This is a genomic window from Pelagibaculum spongiae, assembly GCF_003097315.1.
Lineage (GTDB): Bacteria > Pseudomonadota > Gammaproteobacteria > Enterobacterales > Pelagibaculaceae > Pelagibaculum > Pelagibaculum spongiae.
The window spans coordinates 1,331,218-1,346,511 of sequence record NZ_QDDL01000001.1 but is presented as its reverse complement, the minus strand read 5'-3'; the positions used below and the strand labels follow the sequence as shown (position 1 = coordinate 1,346,511).

The window sequence follows — 15,294 nt, the reverse complement described above, 5'->3', positions numbered from 1 at the left end:
GAGCTAGTTCAAGATTCCACAAAGACATCAAAGAAACATAATATAGCTGTTGGTAGGCTTAACGTTTGTGACAAAAGCTTGCGATGGTTGCTGTGGGAGTAATCAGAATGGTTTTAATTCTATTAAATTAAATTTTGTATGCTTACTTTTTAGAATGTCATTATTCTATTGCGCCAAATATATGTCGTGCAGCAAAAAAAAGCCCAGCAACTATTGGATTTAGTTAGCTAGGCTTTTTATATAAAAGATATAAGGTTAGAAGATATTAACGCTGTAATTCATATAAACACGCTGGTCTGTAGCATCACCAGAATTTAAACCAAAGGCTCCGTCACCATCGTTGCGCGCTTGAGTGCCAACCCAAGTGAAGTTTAAGCCTTCAACTGCTGGAACATCGTAGCTAACAACTAATAATCTTTCCCAGGCTTCTAAGCCTTTGTCTTGCCCATCATCAAATTCACCCTGTCCATAAATAATGCCAGCAGTCAGGCCTTTTGCAACACCTTCGTCAAAGCTGTAGAACAAGTGGCCCAATAATGAGCGGCCATTTTGATCGGCTAGGAAATTAGTATTTAAATCTTGGAAGCTATTGGTTGGTGAGTAATCAGAATTACCTGCCCACAAGAAATTGTAAGTATCGCCATCAACTCGACCATAAGTCAGTTTGCTGCTCCAATTTCCAACATCAACGCCTGCGGTCAGGTTATACCAAGTACTTTTATAGTCTTCGGCATTTCCTGTTTGTGATAATTTCTCAAAAATACTGCCACTCGCTAAAGCTAAGTTTCCGGCAGGTTCTGCTCTAAACGCACGAGCATCTAATGTCACTTGATAACCATCTTTTGGCTCTAACTGCCAAGTCGCCCTAGCAACTCGTTGGCGTAAATAGTCTTTTGACTCTCCAATACCAATTTCGAATTCTAGATCTGACGTTGCATGATAAGTAGCGCGCAGCGTTCGAAGATTCTCGATTTTTTGATTGGTATTAACTGTTACAAAATCGCTAAAACCATTGGAGTAGCGAGTAGAGGTTTGAGTAATCCGATTCGCATTTAATTCAAGCGGTCCAATATTTAATTGGCCAGTAATGCCTGAGTAAGCGGAAGGATTCGCTCTGGAAGGAAAGCCATTTAACAAAATATTGTCGACTACTTGGCGACCATATTTGGCACTACCATTAACGTACTCATCGCCAAATTTCACTTTAATTAATGCCTGGCCAAGCTTGCTATAGCCACTTTTTAACTTGTTGTCGTCGCCAAGTTCTACAACTTCAGAACGGCTATTGCCATCAGAATCATTTAAGCGAACGGCAGAGTATAATGATGCATCGAAACCAATCCAGTCTGCGATATAGCCTGATTGAAAATCTAAGCGACCACCCTGTACAAATTGTTCTACTTTGGTTGCTTCTGGGGTGGTTTCTGAGAAATCTCTGAAGAAATAAACAGTTTTAAATGTTGCATCTAATGTTGAATCAGTAACAAAAGAAGAATTAGCATCAGCTTGAACAGTAGATGTAATAGAAAGAACGGCAGCGGCAATAGTCGATAAGTAAAATATTTTCATAAAAATCTCAATATAATAAATAGAATTCGATAGTTGGTTTAGCGTTTACCAGCTATAGCCATAGCCCACAGAACCAGCGGTATTTTCACGCTCGAATGCTGAACCGAAGTTGATTTTTATGGTGTGTTGGTTGCTATCGCCAAAGTTATTTGAAATGCCTACTGCAATAGCGTTTGCGCTTTGATAGTTGCCTACACCAAAGCCAATTGTACTTTTACCATTAACTGCCTGTGGAATACCTGCGAACGCATTAGCAATTGCAATGCCGTCAAGGACTAATTGTTTAGTCGCCGCCAAGTCAGTTTGTAACTCTTTAATGTCTCTGTCGTTGCTTTGGATCTGTAAAAGGTTGGATGCAATATTCTGACCATTGCTTTGAATATCATTAGCATTATTACCGATGCTGGCGGTATTAGCACCGATGCTGGCGGTATTAGCGCCGATGCTGTCGGTATTAGCGCCGATGCTGGCGGTATTAATATCGATGCTGGCGGTATTAGCACCGATGCTGGCGGTATTATCGCTGATGCTGGCGGTATTATCGCCGATGCTGGCGGAATTAGCGCCGATGCTGGCGGTATTATCGCCGATGCTATCGGTATTAGCGCCGATGCTATCGGTATTAGTATCGATGCCGGCGGTAGCTACAGAACTTATTGAAACTTGATCTTGCAATGCAGAGAGTGCTCGCTGATTTTCAATAACTGCAGTGCCAACAACTCTAAGGTCGCTTTTTAGTTCATTTTCAATTTGACTGACACATGTTGCAGCATTCTCAAAAACCTGTCGTCCATCTGCTGCAGAGGCAGCTCGGACCGTTCTACAACCGCCAGATGGTATGTTTTCTCCTGTCGCTGTTGCGCCAGTGAATGCATTGTTTATTTGAGTTTCAGTTACTGCGAATGCTGACTGACCAGATAATATAATAGACAAAGCGGTGGCAATTTTTAAAGGTGAAAAAATGTTTTGTTTCATAATGCTCTCAAAAATTAGGTTTGATCAGCATTCTTCCCCGAATATGTTTTATTATTTATTGGTTTTGTATAGGGTTAGATGCGGTAGACCGGCATATTAGAACCAAATAATGAGGTAGGTCAATAAAGATTAGTTGATGATGTGTTGCGAAATAATAGAAGTGTTCATTGTGTTTTTGTTATCTATTTGTTTAAAAAGAAATAGTACGGCGTGCGATAGTTAATAAATAAGATAATTGCAAATGATATTATTTATTGTTTAAGATTTTTTTGGTTCAACTGCTATTTTTTTATCTAAAATTAATTAGTCAGACCAAAAGGTCAAATTAAATAGTGTTGTTTAATCAGCTTTAGCTAGACCTTCAATAATCGGGCAGTCTGGTCGATCATTTCCCTTACAGCATTGAGTTAAAGATTTTAAACTGTCACGCATTTGCGTTAGCTGTTGGATTTTTTTATTCATATCTAGGATCTTTTCTTCGGCCATTTGCTTTACATCTGCACTTTTTCGGTCTTTGTTCTGCCACAGTTCAAGCAGGCTTTTGCATTCTTCTAGGGTAAAACCCAGTTCCCGTGAGTGCTGAATAAAGCCTAATTCTGTTAGATGTGCTTGGGAGTATTCTCGATAGCCGTTGTCTCGGCGTTTGGCAGGAGAAAGAAGGCCGATCTCTTCATAGTAGCGAATGGCCTTGCTGGTGAGCCCAGTTGCTTTAGCTGCAGATGAAATATTCATAGTTGCTCTTTGGCTTAAAGTTATTGAATTATTTGACAATATTTGTAATCAAATGGTTTTAGCTATTTTAGCCAAAACCACCAAATAATCGCAGCGATCATCAATAGGCCAACTAGGTTGATTGCAATGCTCATATTAATTGTCCAAGTTGGTTTTGCGGCTAGATGAAGGTTTGAATGATTTTAAGCGGCGAGCATTAGACACCACAGTGAATGATGAAAATGCCATGGCAGTGCCTGCAATCACCGGATTCAGTAATATTCCCCAAACGGGATAGAGCGCCCCGGCAGCCACTGGAATGCCTAAGCTATTGTAGGCAAAAGCACCTAAAAGGTTTTGTTTGATATTGTTGATGGTGGCTTTTGATAACTCTATTGCATCTGCAAGGCTGTGTAGTGAGTCGCGCATTAAAGTGATATCGGCAGCTTCCATTGCTACATCGGTGCCAGTACCTATAGCAAAGCTGACATCAGCTTGTGCAAGTGCTGGTGCGTCATTAATACCATCACCGCACATGGCTACTTTGTGTCCTTTTTTCTGCAAGCTTTTAATGACATCGGCTTTATCTTGTGGCAGCTGGCGCGCATAAACTTGATCGACCCCTGCAAGCTTGGCCACTGCATTGGCAGTTTCTTTTGCATCGCCTGTGACCATCACTACTTTCAAACCAGCATTATGCAAACGCCGAATCGCTTCAATTGAGTCATCACGAACCGGATCAGAAATACCAAATAGCCCAGCTAATTGATTGTTAATAGCAAAATAAACTGGCGTTTCACCCGCCTGTGCTAATTGGTTGGCTTTTTCGATGATGGCTAGTGGAATTTCAATGTCATGCTGCGCGAGTAATTTTTCACTGCCCATAAATAGCGACAAAGACGGATTATTATCTGCTAATAGAATACCCGATACGCCTAGTCCGCTGTGAGCATGAAATTGTTCGATTTTTTGCAAGGTAAGTTGTTGGGCTTTTGCTTTATTTAGTATTGCTTGTGCTAATGGGTGCTCAGAATCTTTTTCTAACGAAGCTGCCATTTGCAAAATATCAGATTGCTCAAAACTATTGCAGCTGATGATTTGGTTAAGCGATGGTTTTCCTAAGGTGATAGTGCCGGTTTTATCTAATAAAACATGACTGATTTTACTGGCACCTTGCAAAGCTTCACCATTACGAACCAGCATTCCTAGCTCGGCTGCTTTTCCGACGCCAACGATTATTGACATAGGTGTTGCCAGCCCTAAAGCACACGGGCAGGCAATAATTAGCACCGTTACCGCGGCAGTCAGCATGTAAGATAGTTGTGGTTGTGGGCCGAAGTTGTACCAAGCTAGCGCAGCAATAATTGCCACAATCATAACTGTTGGGACAAAGTAACCGGCAATGGTATCGGCCATACGAGCAATCGGTAGTTTGCTATTTTGCGCTTTGCGGACCATTTCAATAATTTGAGCCAAAGCAGTTTCGTTACCGACTTTTTCGGCGCGGAAAATTAAACTGCCCTGGCCGTTTAAAGTACCTGCAGAGACTTTGTCGCCAGCTTGCTTATGAATCTGCATCGGCTCGCCAGTCAGCATCGATTCATTAATCCAGGTTTTGCCATCGATCACTTGTCCGTCAACCGCAATGCTTTCTCCAGGGCGAACTGAAATTAGCTGACCTTGAGCAACCTGTTCAATTGGCATTTCTCTGCTGGCGCTGTTGCTGTCGAGTGATTCCACAACACGAGCAGTTTTTGCTTGCAGCTTAAATAGTCGCTCGACTGCCTCGCCTGTTTTACCGCGTGCGCGTTGTTCCATGGCGTGGCCAAGATTAACCAAGCCAACAATCATTGCGCTGGCTTCAAAATATAGATGGCGAGATTGTTCTGGTAATACATCAGGAAAAAGCACTACCAGCATTGAATATAACCAAGCGCTGCCGGTGCCCAGCGCCACCAATGTGTCCATGGTTGCATCTTGATGTTTGAAAGATTGCCAAGCGTTGGCGTAAAAATGACTGCCTGAAAAAAACATAACAAAAAGTGTTATTAAGCCGACAGTGCCCCAACTGATTTGCTCGCTAACGCTATTTACCATCATATCGCCGGTAATAACGCCCCATAGCATTAAAGGGATGCCGACTAATAAAGCCAGCCAGCTTTGGCGGAACATTTTATTTACGTGCTTTTGTTGTTCTTTCTGTTGTTTGGCCCGTGCTTCAGCGGCAGGGTTAACTAAAGTGCCAGGCTTATTAATTTTTTCTAATGCATTAAGTAGTGCTGCTAAATCGAGTTGCCCTTTAACTGATGCTGTTTTATCAGCTAAATTAACTTCGGCTGATTTAACACCATCAACAGCAAGTAATGCGTGTTCGACATTTCTTACGCAGCCTGCACAAGTAATTTTAGGAATATGTAAATGTAAGGTGCTGGCTTGATTGCTATTCGCGCAGGCTAATAGTTCAGCGGGCTTTCCTGCAGCGCTCAGAGCATCGAGAATAGATGAAAGCTCAATGTTGCCGCTGATTTGAGCAGTTTTATCAGCTAAATTAACATTGACTTGGTCAATACCCGGAATCGCAGTTAAGGTTTTTTCAACTTTTCGAACGCAGCCAGCGCAACTTAAGCCTGCAATTGATAGGTCAAATTCTGCATAGGGCGCTGATGATTGAATAATAGTGGCTGGTTTGCCGATATCATCTAAAGCAATTAACACTGATTTTCGGTTAATGCTGCCTGAAATTTGAGCAGTTTTATCGGCAAGGTTAACTTGAGCAGAGATAACACCGGGAAGTTTAGACAGAGTTGTTTCAATTTTTTTAACGCAGCCGGCGCAACTTATTCCGGGTATCGAAAGATCTAATAAGAAAGGTAGAGAAGTCGGCTCGGTTGCAGTGGGTTCTATTTCGATGATTGTTGCTGGCTTTCCAATATCGGCAAGTGCATCTAGTAAGACTTCGGTTGCTACATTGCCAGTGACGATTGCTGTTTTATCAATCAGATTCACTTGTGCATTAGAAACGTCAGCCAATGCATTTAGTGTTTTTTCAATTTTGTTTACGCAGCTTGCGCAATTAATACTATCAATCTTTAGTTGAACACTCATCGTTTTCCTGCAACGCGATAAACTCAGTAGCTATTGCTTATGTACAATAGCTACTGAGGTTTGGCGCTGAAGCAGTTAAAACTTAACAGCCCAAACAATAACTGAAATTGCAACAATCAATGCTAACCATGCTTTTTTAGTTGGCAATGATCCGTCGCTGAGATCTTTCTGTTCACCTGAACATTCCATGCTGAGAATCCTGATAGCTGATTAAATTAATAAGTTCACCGATGAGACTGCCTTACGAATAGAAAGGTCAATTTTTACGACGAACTGTTATTAAATACAGCTAACTGTCTCTATACCCATCGTACTTGAAAATGCTCAGGCGTTGGCTGCTTCGCTCACTTGCCGCCAACTAGCACCTCCGATTACTTTGGGTATAACACCTCTATTGATTAAATCGTAGGTGTTGTCCAGCGCTTACTAGCTTAGGCGGCTCAGGCATAGCTCAAGGCTGAAAAGCCCAACTTGCTAAGATAATTAGCAATATGAACGCCAGCCACCCCCATTTGCTTGGTGGTTGCTTGTCTTGCCGATCTTTATTTAATGCATCGTGGTTCAAATTGCCGCCACAACATCCCATCGACTACTTCCTGAAGGACTAATTTAGCAGAACTCTAACCTTTACCCTAACTGGAAGGTCAAGGTTTAGCGTGACCTTTAGTCGTTTTTTCTAGGTGGCTATATCACAGCCCAAACGATAGCCGCTAGTGCAATGACTGAATGCCCATATTGAATCGGTCGCTTTGCATCAGCAGGAAAGCTCGCTGTGCGTTGTTGACCCCGCTGATTTCTCACAATCTGGGCTTGATACTCAACCACCTTACGCTGGATATGGAGCTCGATTACTTGAACCCACCGATTCCCAGCACTGCCGTTAGGCAAGCTGCGCTTGTCTAACGGCAGTGTGACGACTTCATCAAGATGATCAACCGGCTTCAGCGTGCTTCCAATATGGCTGGGTTGTCCGCCTGGTTTTTTACCGGTGACTGCGCGTTTGTTTGTAGCGGGCTTTTTGCGATGGATATCTTGAGAGGGGGGCTGCTATTGCGACTATTAAATCCTAATTTATTTGCTATCAACTCAACCACCAACAACATGATTTGAAAGACGGCGCAGGTCGACGCTGAGATCAACTGATCTTGCTTTAGCGCCTGCCTTTCGTCATCTAGAGTCTGTGTGATGTTAATCTTATCGATAGTCAAAATGAGGTGCCAGCACTGTAAAATTGAAAATCGCTATCTTGCAATAAAAAAATAAAAATGCTGTATTTATAATGTCGAGTAAGCCACAGAAACAAAATAGTAAACTAACGTAAGTCGTATGATCTATGCTGAATGGTTGTAATAACTAAAAATCAATTAAATATCGGCAGAAAAGAGTTCGGCTCTAGATAGATTAAAAGATCGATTGTTTAAATAATTGATTGGTCAATAACCCAATGGGCTATATAGTTTGAGGTTGTTGTTATCTGTGCGCTATTTATATTTATAATATTTAGTTTATAAAAGTCCAGGCCCGGTGCTTTTGCTGATGCTTTACATCATAAAGCAATGCTGAGCTGTATCGACAGGGCTTTTCTGGCTTTGTGAATAAATGTTATTTAAATGTTTCGGCACTATGTTGGTCTAGACTTCTATGTCGTGATATAACTGTAATACAATTAAATATCTTTCTGGATATATAATTGTATTTCAGTTTATGGTTTTGTATTTATTTTTGTATTGCAGGATGTGGTTTAATGGCTAAGGTTGTATCTAGAAAAGTAATGGATAAATGGTTGTGGCGATATAATTTGGACTTTCCAGCTGCTCAGTTATTAATCAGTTCTCATGGCATGAAAAATAACAGCGTGTTTGTTGTGCCAAAGAAAACTAGAATTTGGTTCTTTTGTCCCGATAGTCACTCGTTGAGTGACTCTGGAATAATTAATTTTATTAATGTCAATACGCAACCATACGAGGTATATGAAGAAGGTACCATATGCCCTGACTACCTATTACAGTATTATGAGCGGGATCGTCTCATTGACGAATCGATAATACGCTTTAAGGAATGGATGGAAGATAAAGCGCTTACCCGTGAGATAAGAGCCGATAGTAAGGCAAGCGGTGTTGTACTAGACGCTCAGACGGAAGCGACATTAAATAGGATGGATAAAGGGGTGGAAACGAGACCAGTTGCTATTGTAACTGTTGAGCCAGCCCCTGCAGTGCCTTGGTATAGTTTTGCGAGCCCTAAAATTACTACTCTGCAAGATATTGTGCGTTGGAATGATTCTTTAGGAATGTTCGATGGTTATGGTGATATTTTGTGTTCTTTTTGCCGAGCAGTAGATGGGAGTTCTGTAACGTATAATGCTATTAAAATGAATAAATTTGAGAATATATGGTATGTTTCTAAGAATGGAAAAGAGCAAAGAAATAAATAATAAACTTAGTGTCGCTATTGAATAATTAAGCTGCTTTTTAGAGGAGGAGTTCAAGGTAAGCGCATGAAAAAATGTTAGAGTACAGATGTTTTTAATCTTAGTGTTTAGCCATGTCACCCACTGTTCTTGATTACTTTTTAGATATCGAAGATCTTCGCTAAAAAGCTAAGGTCCTTAGATAAAGTTCTTTTGATCAGACTCTGCGGTGCAGATGACTGGGAAATCATTGAAACATTTGCTGAAAATAAATAAGAATGGCTTGGTCGGTTTGTTGATATGAGCGATGGCGTTCCCAGTTACGATACTCTTGGGAGAGTATTCTCAAGAATACGACCAAAGCAATTCACTCAATGCTTTATTGAATGGGTTCAAAGCTTTATAGAACAACATAATGATGTTGATGAAGAAAAATTATCAGTCATCGCATTCGATGGAAAAACAGCTCGAAGAAGCCACGACAGAAGCAATAGCAAGAGCGCAATGCACATGATGAATGTTTGGTGCTGTGCAAGTCAGTTAGTGCTGGATCGATCAGAATGGGCATCGCTAAATAGCATTGTCCGAATAGATAGAATTCGAACAGCAGATGATAAAACATCCTACGAAACACATTATTATATCTGCAGTAGTAATTAGTTATCAGCAAAAGAGATACTATCAGCAGCCCGTCAGCATTGGCAGGTTGTGGACGGATGGACGATAGAGTGCTTGTCACTAAAGTCAGAAATGATATTAAGGCAACAGGTTTTGCGCTGGACGCTAAAACTGAAGTGATATTGAATAAGATGGATCAAAGGGTAGAAACGAGCCCCGACGCTATTGTAACTGTTGAACCAATCCCTGCTGTACCTTGGTATAGTTTTAAGCCCCCCCCCGAAATTACTACTCTGGAAGATATTATCCGTAGGAATGATTCTTTCGGAATGTTTGATGGCTATGGCGATGTTTTCTGTTGCTTTTGCCGAGCAGTGGATCATGATTCTCCATCGTATGATTCTAGTATATTAAATAAGCATGAGAATATATAGTATTACTTTAAAAATGGAAAAGAACGAAGAAATAAGTGGTGGTTTTATGATATGATTCCGTAAGTTTTTTTCTTTGTGAAAACATTTATGGCGAATATTAAAAAGAAGTCTTATACAGAAGGGTTTGACATTAATTTTAATGAGCATCTACCTGCCGCTCAGCTGATTGTTTCTTCTCACGGAAGCAAATGTGACAAGGATTTGTCTTTCCATAAGGCATCAAAATATTTTAAATTACCGAGAGGAATTGATATCTGGTTTTATTGTCCAGATGATCATGAGCTAAGTAGTTATAGCGTTATTGATTTTAGTAGGCTAGATTCGCATCCTTATGAAATATATAAGGGTGGAGCTATGTGTCCAAATTATTATTTGACTTACTTTGAAGATACTAAAAGCTCTATTGAGGGCGCTGCACGACTGTTTGAGCTGTGGACTGTAATGACGAACAATGGACTGGGCAACGAAGTATCATCTTTAGGTGAATTTCGGCCTGTAGATATTCTGACAATACAAGATAATAGGCTTTCAGGTTTTCTGTCTATTTTTCAATCTCAACCAAGAAAAATTGTTTTGACGCTTGAAGAAGTAGTTCGTCGCATTGAATTGCAGCAAAGTAACCCTTTATTTTGTGATCGATATTACAGTGCGATATTATGTTCTTTTTGTCGTACTTCAAGGAACAGAATAGGTGAGCCGCCGAGCTATATGTTTAATAGAAATTCTGAAGATAACATTATTATCCATAATTAAAAGTGTGGTCGTTATTTTTCATATGATATATTTTAGAAGTTTAATTGAGGAAATAAATTAATGTTTTATAGAGTCCATTCAAAAAAGATTCTCAAAGTTGGGGTTAATTTTCTACGTTTGTTTTCTATTCGGGCCAATCAATTAAATAATATCAGGCAGATTTATTGCAGATCTTAGGGTCGAAGAAATTTTAAATTGCTCTAAACGGTTTCAGTTTTTGAAATGATTTTTCTGGAACGGAGCTACCATCCCTAGGATATAGATTCCGGCTTCTCGGCTTTGGTATCCTGCGTCGCCCTAATCCGTGCATCCACGCACTCTCGTCCGGAATGACAGCTCGGAGTATGTTGTAAACTACAGCGCTTCATTAGCCACTCCGTCATGCTCGCCATGGAAAGCGGGTATCCATAAACAGGGAGAGCAAAATTCTAAAATTTTCCCACATCTTCACAGGTAAAGCTGAATAATTAGCAACCGGTCCATTATTTAATTCCGTAGCCCTTATGTGTGCTCTGGTGCGGGATTTAGAGTTAATAGAGGTGGATTTGCAGAATATATTTGAAAATTAACAAAAGCTAAATATTATACTTTCGGTGCCATATTTGCTGTCTAAAATGGATTCGATGGTGCTTGATGGGTTGGGTATAAGTAATTGTATTTATCTTGTTTTATGAATTGTCTGGAAAGTTTAATGGCAATTATCGAATAAGATTATCCCGAATGGGCTATTCATCAGAATGCTGATTTTCCAGCTGCTCAAGTAGTGATACATTGCCACGGTGGATGTGAGCATGATTACTTTATTGTTCCACAAAGAATGCAAATTTGGTTCTATGGCACTGAAGGAAGTGCGCTGCTTAACCGTGGGATACTTAGTAGCTCACTAAGCAATGTTGAACCTTATGAGATTTTCGAGACTGGAACAGTCATGGTTTAGATCTCTGATTTCTTCTCCGGTTAGGCTTAAACGAGTGTAACCATTCAGCACAATTTAATATAAAAATCGCTTGACAGGTTTTTTTGATATTTTCCCGAATTTAAGCACCTCTTTCAGAATACCACTTAAACGCCGCATTAAACTGCTATTAACACACCTGATTATCAATGTTTTTTGCTCAGAATAGCGCATCAGCATTCCGCTTCTAAAAAGTCGCCACAGTAAGCCTCAGAGACAAAAAAACCACCCTGAAAACCTGTGCGATAATAACCGCATGGACTCAATCGAAATTAATAAAACCATCGCTGAAACCGAGCGATTGTTAGCCAAAAGCAAACGCTTACCGCCCGAACTGGTGGCGATGGTTCGTATGCTGATGCTCGTCGTTAAGATATTGCTTGATAGCAAAGGGCTAAACAGCAAAAACTCCAGCATTCCGCCATCGGCAGATCCTAATCGAGAAAAGAAATCGCGCGCCAAAAGCAATAAAAACCCAGGCGGGCAGCCTGGCCATAAAGGCAGTAATTTATCACCGGTGAAAGACCCAGATGAAGTGCTGGATATTACGATTGATCGTAGCCAATTGCCGAAAGGAAAATACCGTGTTGTTGGCAGTGAAAGCCGCCAAGTAGTTGATGTTCGTATTACCCGATATGTCACCGAATATCGGGCGCAGATTCTACAAGACGAGAAGGATAACCAGTTTGTTGCGGAGTTTCCGCAAGGGGTCACTCGGCAAATAAAATATGGCAATGAGTTTAAAGCCAACGCGGTTTATATGTCGAGCTACCAGCTGATTCCTTATGAACGGACTCAAAAGCACTTCGCTGAGATATTGGATGCGCCAATCAGCACCGGTAGCCTTGCCAATTTTAATCAGGAAGCTTTTCATCGACTGAGGCCATTTGCTCAGTTAGTACCGGCTATTTTGCGTGCTGGAGATTTGATTCATGCCGATGAAACCGGCGTCAATATCAATGGTAAACGAAAGTGGCTACATGTCGCGAGCAATGACCGCTGGACGTGGATTGAAGCGCATGAATCAAGAGGTATCGAGGCAATGGAAGCGATCGACATCTTGCCTAAATTTACCGGTTTATTGGTACACGATCACTGGAAAAGCTACTACCGATTTGTGCTGTGCTTGCATGTATTGTGTAACGCCCATCATGTACGTGAATTGGCGCGAGCCCATGAGCAAGATGGCCAGCAGTGGGCCAAGGCAATGGAAGATCTGCTTTATGAAATGAATACAGCAGTCAATGAGGCGGGGGGTGAGTTGGATGAAAAGCAGTGTCAAAAATGGGTGAAGCGATATCGAAAAATATTAAAAGCAGGTGATCGGGAATGTCCGGCACCTGAGCCAAAAAAAGCGGATAAAAAAGGTCAATTAAAACGAGGGAAATTAGCACGAAGTAAATCGAGAAATTTATTAGAACGGCTGCGGGATTTTGAAGCAGACGTGCTGCGGTTTATGAGTAATACCCGAGCACCGTTTACCAATAATCAGGGTGAACGGGACTTCCGTATGAGCAAGGTTCAGCAGAAGATATCAGGCTGCTTCCGCTCATGGGATGGCGTGAAAGCGTATTGCAGAATCCGGAGCTATATATCGACCTGCCAAAAACATGGGGTCGGTGTTGGGGAGGCTTTGTCGTTATTATTTGCGGGTAAATGGCCGGACTTTATTCAGAAGAAATTGGATCGGTTGGTGTGACATGCTGAATGGTTACAAACGAGTCATGCTTTGCGATATCGTTAAATGGGCTTCTGTCTTATCTGCCACCAGTGGCCATGGTAGTGTGCTTTGTTTTTTTTCCGGTCAAAACCAGGTAGGAATGCACTGATACATACTGCATTTTCAAATAAATTTGAAAACATATGGCATAACACTAAGAGCAATAGGCGCATTTAGAAAAATAAAGTATCGCAATAGAATTTATTAGGTTGATAAATTATTAAATAAAAATTTATTTAATAATTCGTGATGTAATTATTGTTTTTCTATGCGTAGCTGGTAACTTTTTGCTAAATAAATTAAAGTTTGATAAAACCCACCCTTAAGAGAGAAGCCCAAGGGTGGGTTTTATCAAGCGATGAAAGCTTTAGTTCTAAGCAGCTAGAATTGCCCAAGTAATTGCAGACAATGAAATTGTTAGCGCAGTCCATGCCCACAGCGGAGGCATTTTCTCATGGTCTTCAAAAGATTCTTTAACAATGTTGTGACGGCAACAAGTTGATCCTACTAAACAAGCTTCCATATTCTGACTCCACAAAATTAAATTAATTGTGATGGCAGCTAGCGGCTTTGCCAGATCGTAAATTAATCCAGAGAGAGGCTGGAGTTATCTACCATCCTGGGAGCCCTGCTATCAAACATGCACTGCTATAACGGCAATTAACACGTATTATTTTGATAGCTTGCGAAGCAGCTGATCTGTTGCCATCAGACGGAGCGATTATCATCGGCAAAGGCTAGTTGGATAAACCGAAGTGCGACATCAGATGGCTTTAGGTCGATGATCGGTAGTATGACTTGTTTTGTGGTACTTGATTTACCTAAATAGTAGGTAGCACAGTTTAATGGAGTCGATAGAAGTTGGAAAAATAGAGGTAGTTCAATAGCTTTAAGATGAATTTAAATAGAAGCATTTCAAGAAAGTTTAATCAAAGTTGTCTGACCATCAATGGTCACGCTAGCCAATAATTAATTGTGTAAAATAGATAAGAATTGTTTTGTGCTGTAATTATTTTTTCGCTTTGCCTGTGCGTTCTGATCCTAAGATGTGATGTGGTTAATTGTGGGCCCGTGCGTCATCCTCGCCATGGACGACTAAATGGATTTAGAAGGTAGGGCGACGCAGGATGCCAAAGCCGAAGTGCGGGAACCCATGAGCAGGGAAGTTAAACTGGTAAGCTCTTACGCAACTTAATTCTTTATCCTCCTTGGTTTATGGATTCCGGCTTCCCTATCCGGAATGACAGCTTGAAGAAAACTGTTTAACCAGAGCTCTGACTCGTACATTTATGTACTCCCTGGAAATAATGACGGTGTGGTGGAAGGCGTGCGTTACGAAGCTAATTGCTAGCCCTTGCGCCATCTCGAGCATGAATGCCGGAACCCAAGCACCATGGAAGGGAACACCAAACGAAGCTGTAATCACAGAACAAGAAAATATCTATTAAAGTATCGACACAACGGAACATACATGCAGGCAAGAATGACGATATAGTGACATTGCTAGGGCGTTCTTCATGATGAGTTGCTAATCTTTTTTACTCTGAGTTTAAAACTAGATGGAATTGTGGAAGAAGTTATCGTGGAAATCGACTCATTCTCGCAGTTGAAGGAAGCAATGAAAGGAAAGGTATTTCATGTCACTTCGATGGAATCTCTCTTGGAAATAAAAAAAAGCGGTTGTTTTCTTAATAACTTATCAGAAAACCGCTCGTCATGGTTTGGCAACACAAATGGCTATTTCAGAAACAAAGGTTGTATTTCTTTTTTTGATTATAGAAAAATTGATGATTGTCCAGAATGGTTGCCGGGAAGGTGTAATCCTCTGGATATTTTACGTCATGATAGTATGGCTCTTTTGGTGATAAAGCCTGAAGCCTATTTGAAGTTAGTCGTGCCAGGGAGGCGGGAAACTTCTAAAGAGAGAAAGATGAATCTTGTTCCAATGATAGAGGTAGGAATCAAATCATCTTTATCGCTTAAGTTAATTGAATGTGCCTATTTGGTTTATAAAAAAAGCCCCGCCACAATTAAGTAGCGGGGC

Annotated in this window: 11 protein-coding genes and 1 pseudogene; 7 read left to right on the top strand and 5 right to left on the bottom strand. The window is 40.9% G+C overall.

What is annotated here, in order from left to right:
• Positions 1–255: 255 nt before the first annotated feature.
• From DC094_RS05785 to DC094_RS05765, 4 genes are all read right to left on the bottom strand, one after another.
• On the bottom strand, positions 256–1,569 hold the full coding sequence (locus tag DC094_RS05785; RefSeq protein ID WP_116686101.1) for an OprD family outer membrane porin: 1,314 nt from the start codon (positions 1,567–1,569) through the stop codon (positions 256–258).
• A gap of 45 nt (positions 1,570–1,614) precedes the next feature.
• Positions 1,615–2,544 (bottom strand): YadA-like family protein, encoded by a 930-nt coding sequence (locus tag DC094_RS05780; RefSeq protein WP_116686100.1) that lies wholly within the window; start codon positions 2,542–2,544, stop codon positions 1,615–1,617.
• A gap of 339 nt (positions 2,545–2,883) precedes the next feature.
• Entirely contained in the window at positions 2,884–3,276 is a 393-nt protein-coding gene (gene cueR, locus DC094_RS05775; RefSeq protein ID WP_116686099.1) for a Cu(I)-responsive transcriptional regulator, read from the bottom strand.
• Between the two features lie 135 nt (positions 3,277–3,411).
• On the bottom strand, positions 3,412–6,360 hold the full coding sequence (locus tag DC094_RS05765) for a heavy metal translocating P-type ATPase (RefSeq protein WP_116686098.1): 2,949 nt from the start codon (positions 6,358–6,360) through the stop codon (positions 3,412–3,414).
• A gap of 1,744 nt (positions 6,361–8,104) precedes the next feature.
• On the opposite strand from DC094_RS05765, the gene DC094_RS05750 reads away from it, so the two are divergent.
• The 6 genes and pseudogenes from DC094_RS05750 (at position 8,105) to tnpC (ending at position 13,229) form a co-directional block, all read left to right on the top strand.
• Positions 8,105–8,794 (top strand): putative adhesin, encoded by a 690-nt coding sequence (locus tag DC094_RS05750; protein WP_116686095.1) that lies wholly within the window; start codon positions 8,105–8,107, stop codon positions 8,792–8,794.
• Positions 8,795–9,058: 264 nt separating this feature from the next.
• Positions 9,059–9,430, top strand: a pseudogene (locus tag DC094_RS05745) (ISAs1 family transposase); the annotation flags it as partial.
• 56 nt (positions 9,431–9,486) lie between these two features.
• Positions 9,487–9,822: a hypothetical protein gene (locus DC094_RS05740; protein ID WP_116686093.1), complete on the top strand. Its 336-nt coding sequence runs from the start codon at positions 9,487–9,489 to the stop codon at positions 9,820–9,822.
• Positions 9,823–9,909: 87 nt separating this feature from the next.
• Positions 9,910–10,575: a putative adhesin gene (locus DC094_RS05735; protein ID WP_133245472.1), complete on the top strand. Its 666-nt coding sequence runs from the start codon at positions 9,910–9,912 to the stop codon at positions 10,573–10,575.
• Between the two features lie 763 nt (positions 10,576–11,338).
• Positions 11,339–11,512: a putative adhesin gene (locus tag DC094_RS22835; RefSeq protein ID WP_369406193.1), complete on the top strand. Its 174-nt coding sequence runs from the start codon at positions 11,339–11,341 to the stop codon at positions 11,510–11,512.
• Positions 11,513–11,786: 274 nt separating this feature from the next.
• Positions 11,787–13,229 carry an IS66 family transposase gene (tnpC, locus tag DC094_RS05730; protein WP_116686091.1) on the top strand — a complete coding sequence of 481 codons (1,443 nt, stop codon included), beginning with the start codon at positions 11,787–11,789 and terminating at the stop codon, positions 13,227–13,229.
• 394 nt (positions 13,230–13,623) lie between these two features.
• On the opposite strand, the gene DC094_RS22045 is transcribed toward tnpC, so the two are convergent.
• The gene (locus DC094_RS22045; protein WP_158527228.1) at positions 13,624–13,773 is read right to left on the bottom strand and encodes a hypothetical protein; all 150 of its coding nucleotides are present in this window, start codon (positions 13,771–13,773) and stop codon (positions 13,624–13,626) included.
• A 1,044-nt stretch (positions 13,774–14,817) separates the two neighbouring features.
• Between DC094_RS22045 and DC094_RS05725 the strand changes: the two genes are divergently transcribed.
• Complete coding sequence (locus DC094_RS05725) at positions 14,818–15,288, top strand: hypothetical protein (RefSeq protein ID WP_133245471.1); 471 nt, start codon at positions 14,818–14,820, stop codon at positions 15,286–15,288.
• Positions 15,289–15,294: the final 6 nt, after the last annotated feature.

Excerpts from the sequence above, each read along its gene's own strand:
- DC094_RS05785 (WP_116686101.1), bottom strand. The coding sequence starts at position 1,569 with ATGAAAATATTTTACTTATCGACTATTGCCGCTGCCGTTCTTTCTATT.
- DC094_RS05780 (WP_116686100.1), bottom strand. The coding sequence starts at position 2,544 with ATGAAACAAAACATTTTTTCACCTTTAAAAATTGCCACCGCTTTGTCT.
- cueR (WP_116686099.1), bottom strand. The coding sequence starts at position 3,276 with ATGAATATTTCATCTGCAGCTAAAGCAACTGGGCTCACCAGCAAGGCC.
- DC094_RS05765 (WP_116686098.1), bottom strand. The coding sequence starts at position 6,360 with ATGAGTGTTCAACTAAAGATTGATAGTATTAATTGCGCAAGCTGCGTA.
- DC094_RS05750 (WP_116686095.1), top strand. The coding sequence starts at position 8,105 with ATGGCTAAGGTTGTATCTAGAAAAGTAATGGATAAATGGTTGTGGCGA.
- DC094_RS05740 (WP_116686093.1), top strand. The coding sequence starts at position 9,487 with ATGGACGATAGAGTGCTTGTCACTAAAGTCAGAAATGATATTAAGGCA.
- DC094_RS05735 (WP_133245472.1), top strand. The coding sequence starts at position 9,910 with ATGGCGAATATTAAAAAGAAGTCTTATACAGAAGGGTTTGACATTAAT.
- tnpC (WP_116686091.1), top strand. The coding sequence starts at position 11,787 with ATGGACTCAATCGAAATTAATAAAACCATCGCTGAAACCGAGCGATTG.
- DC094_RS22045 (WP_158527228.1), bottom strand. The coding sequence starts at position 13,773 with ATGGAAGCTTGTTTAGTAGGATCAACTTGTTGCCGTCACAACATTGTT.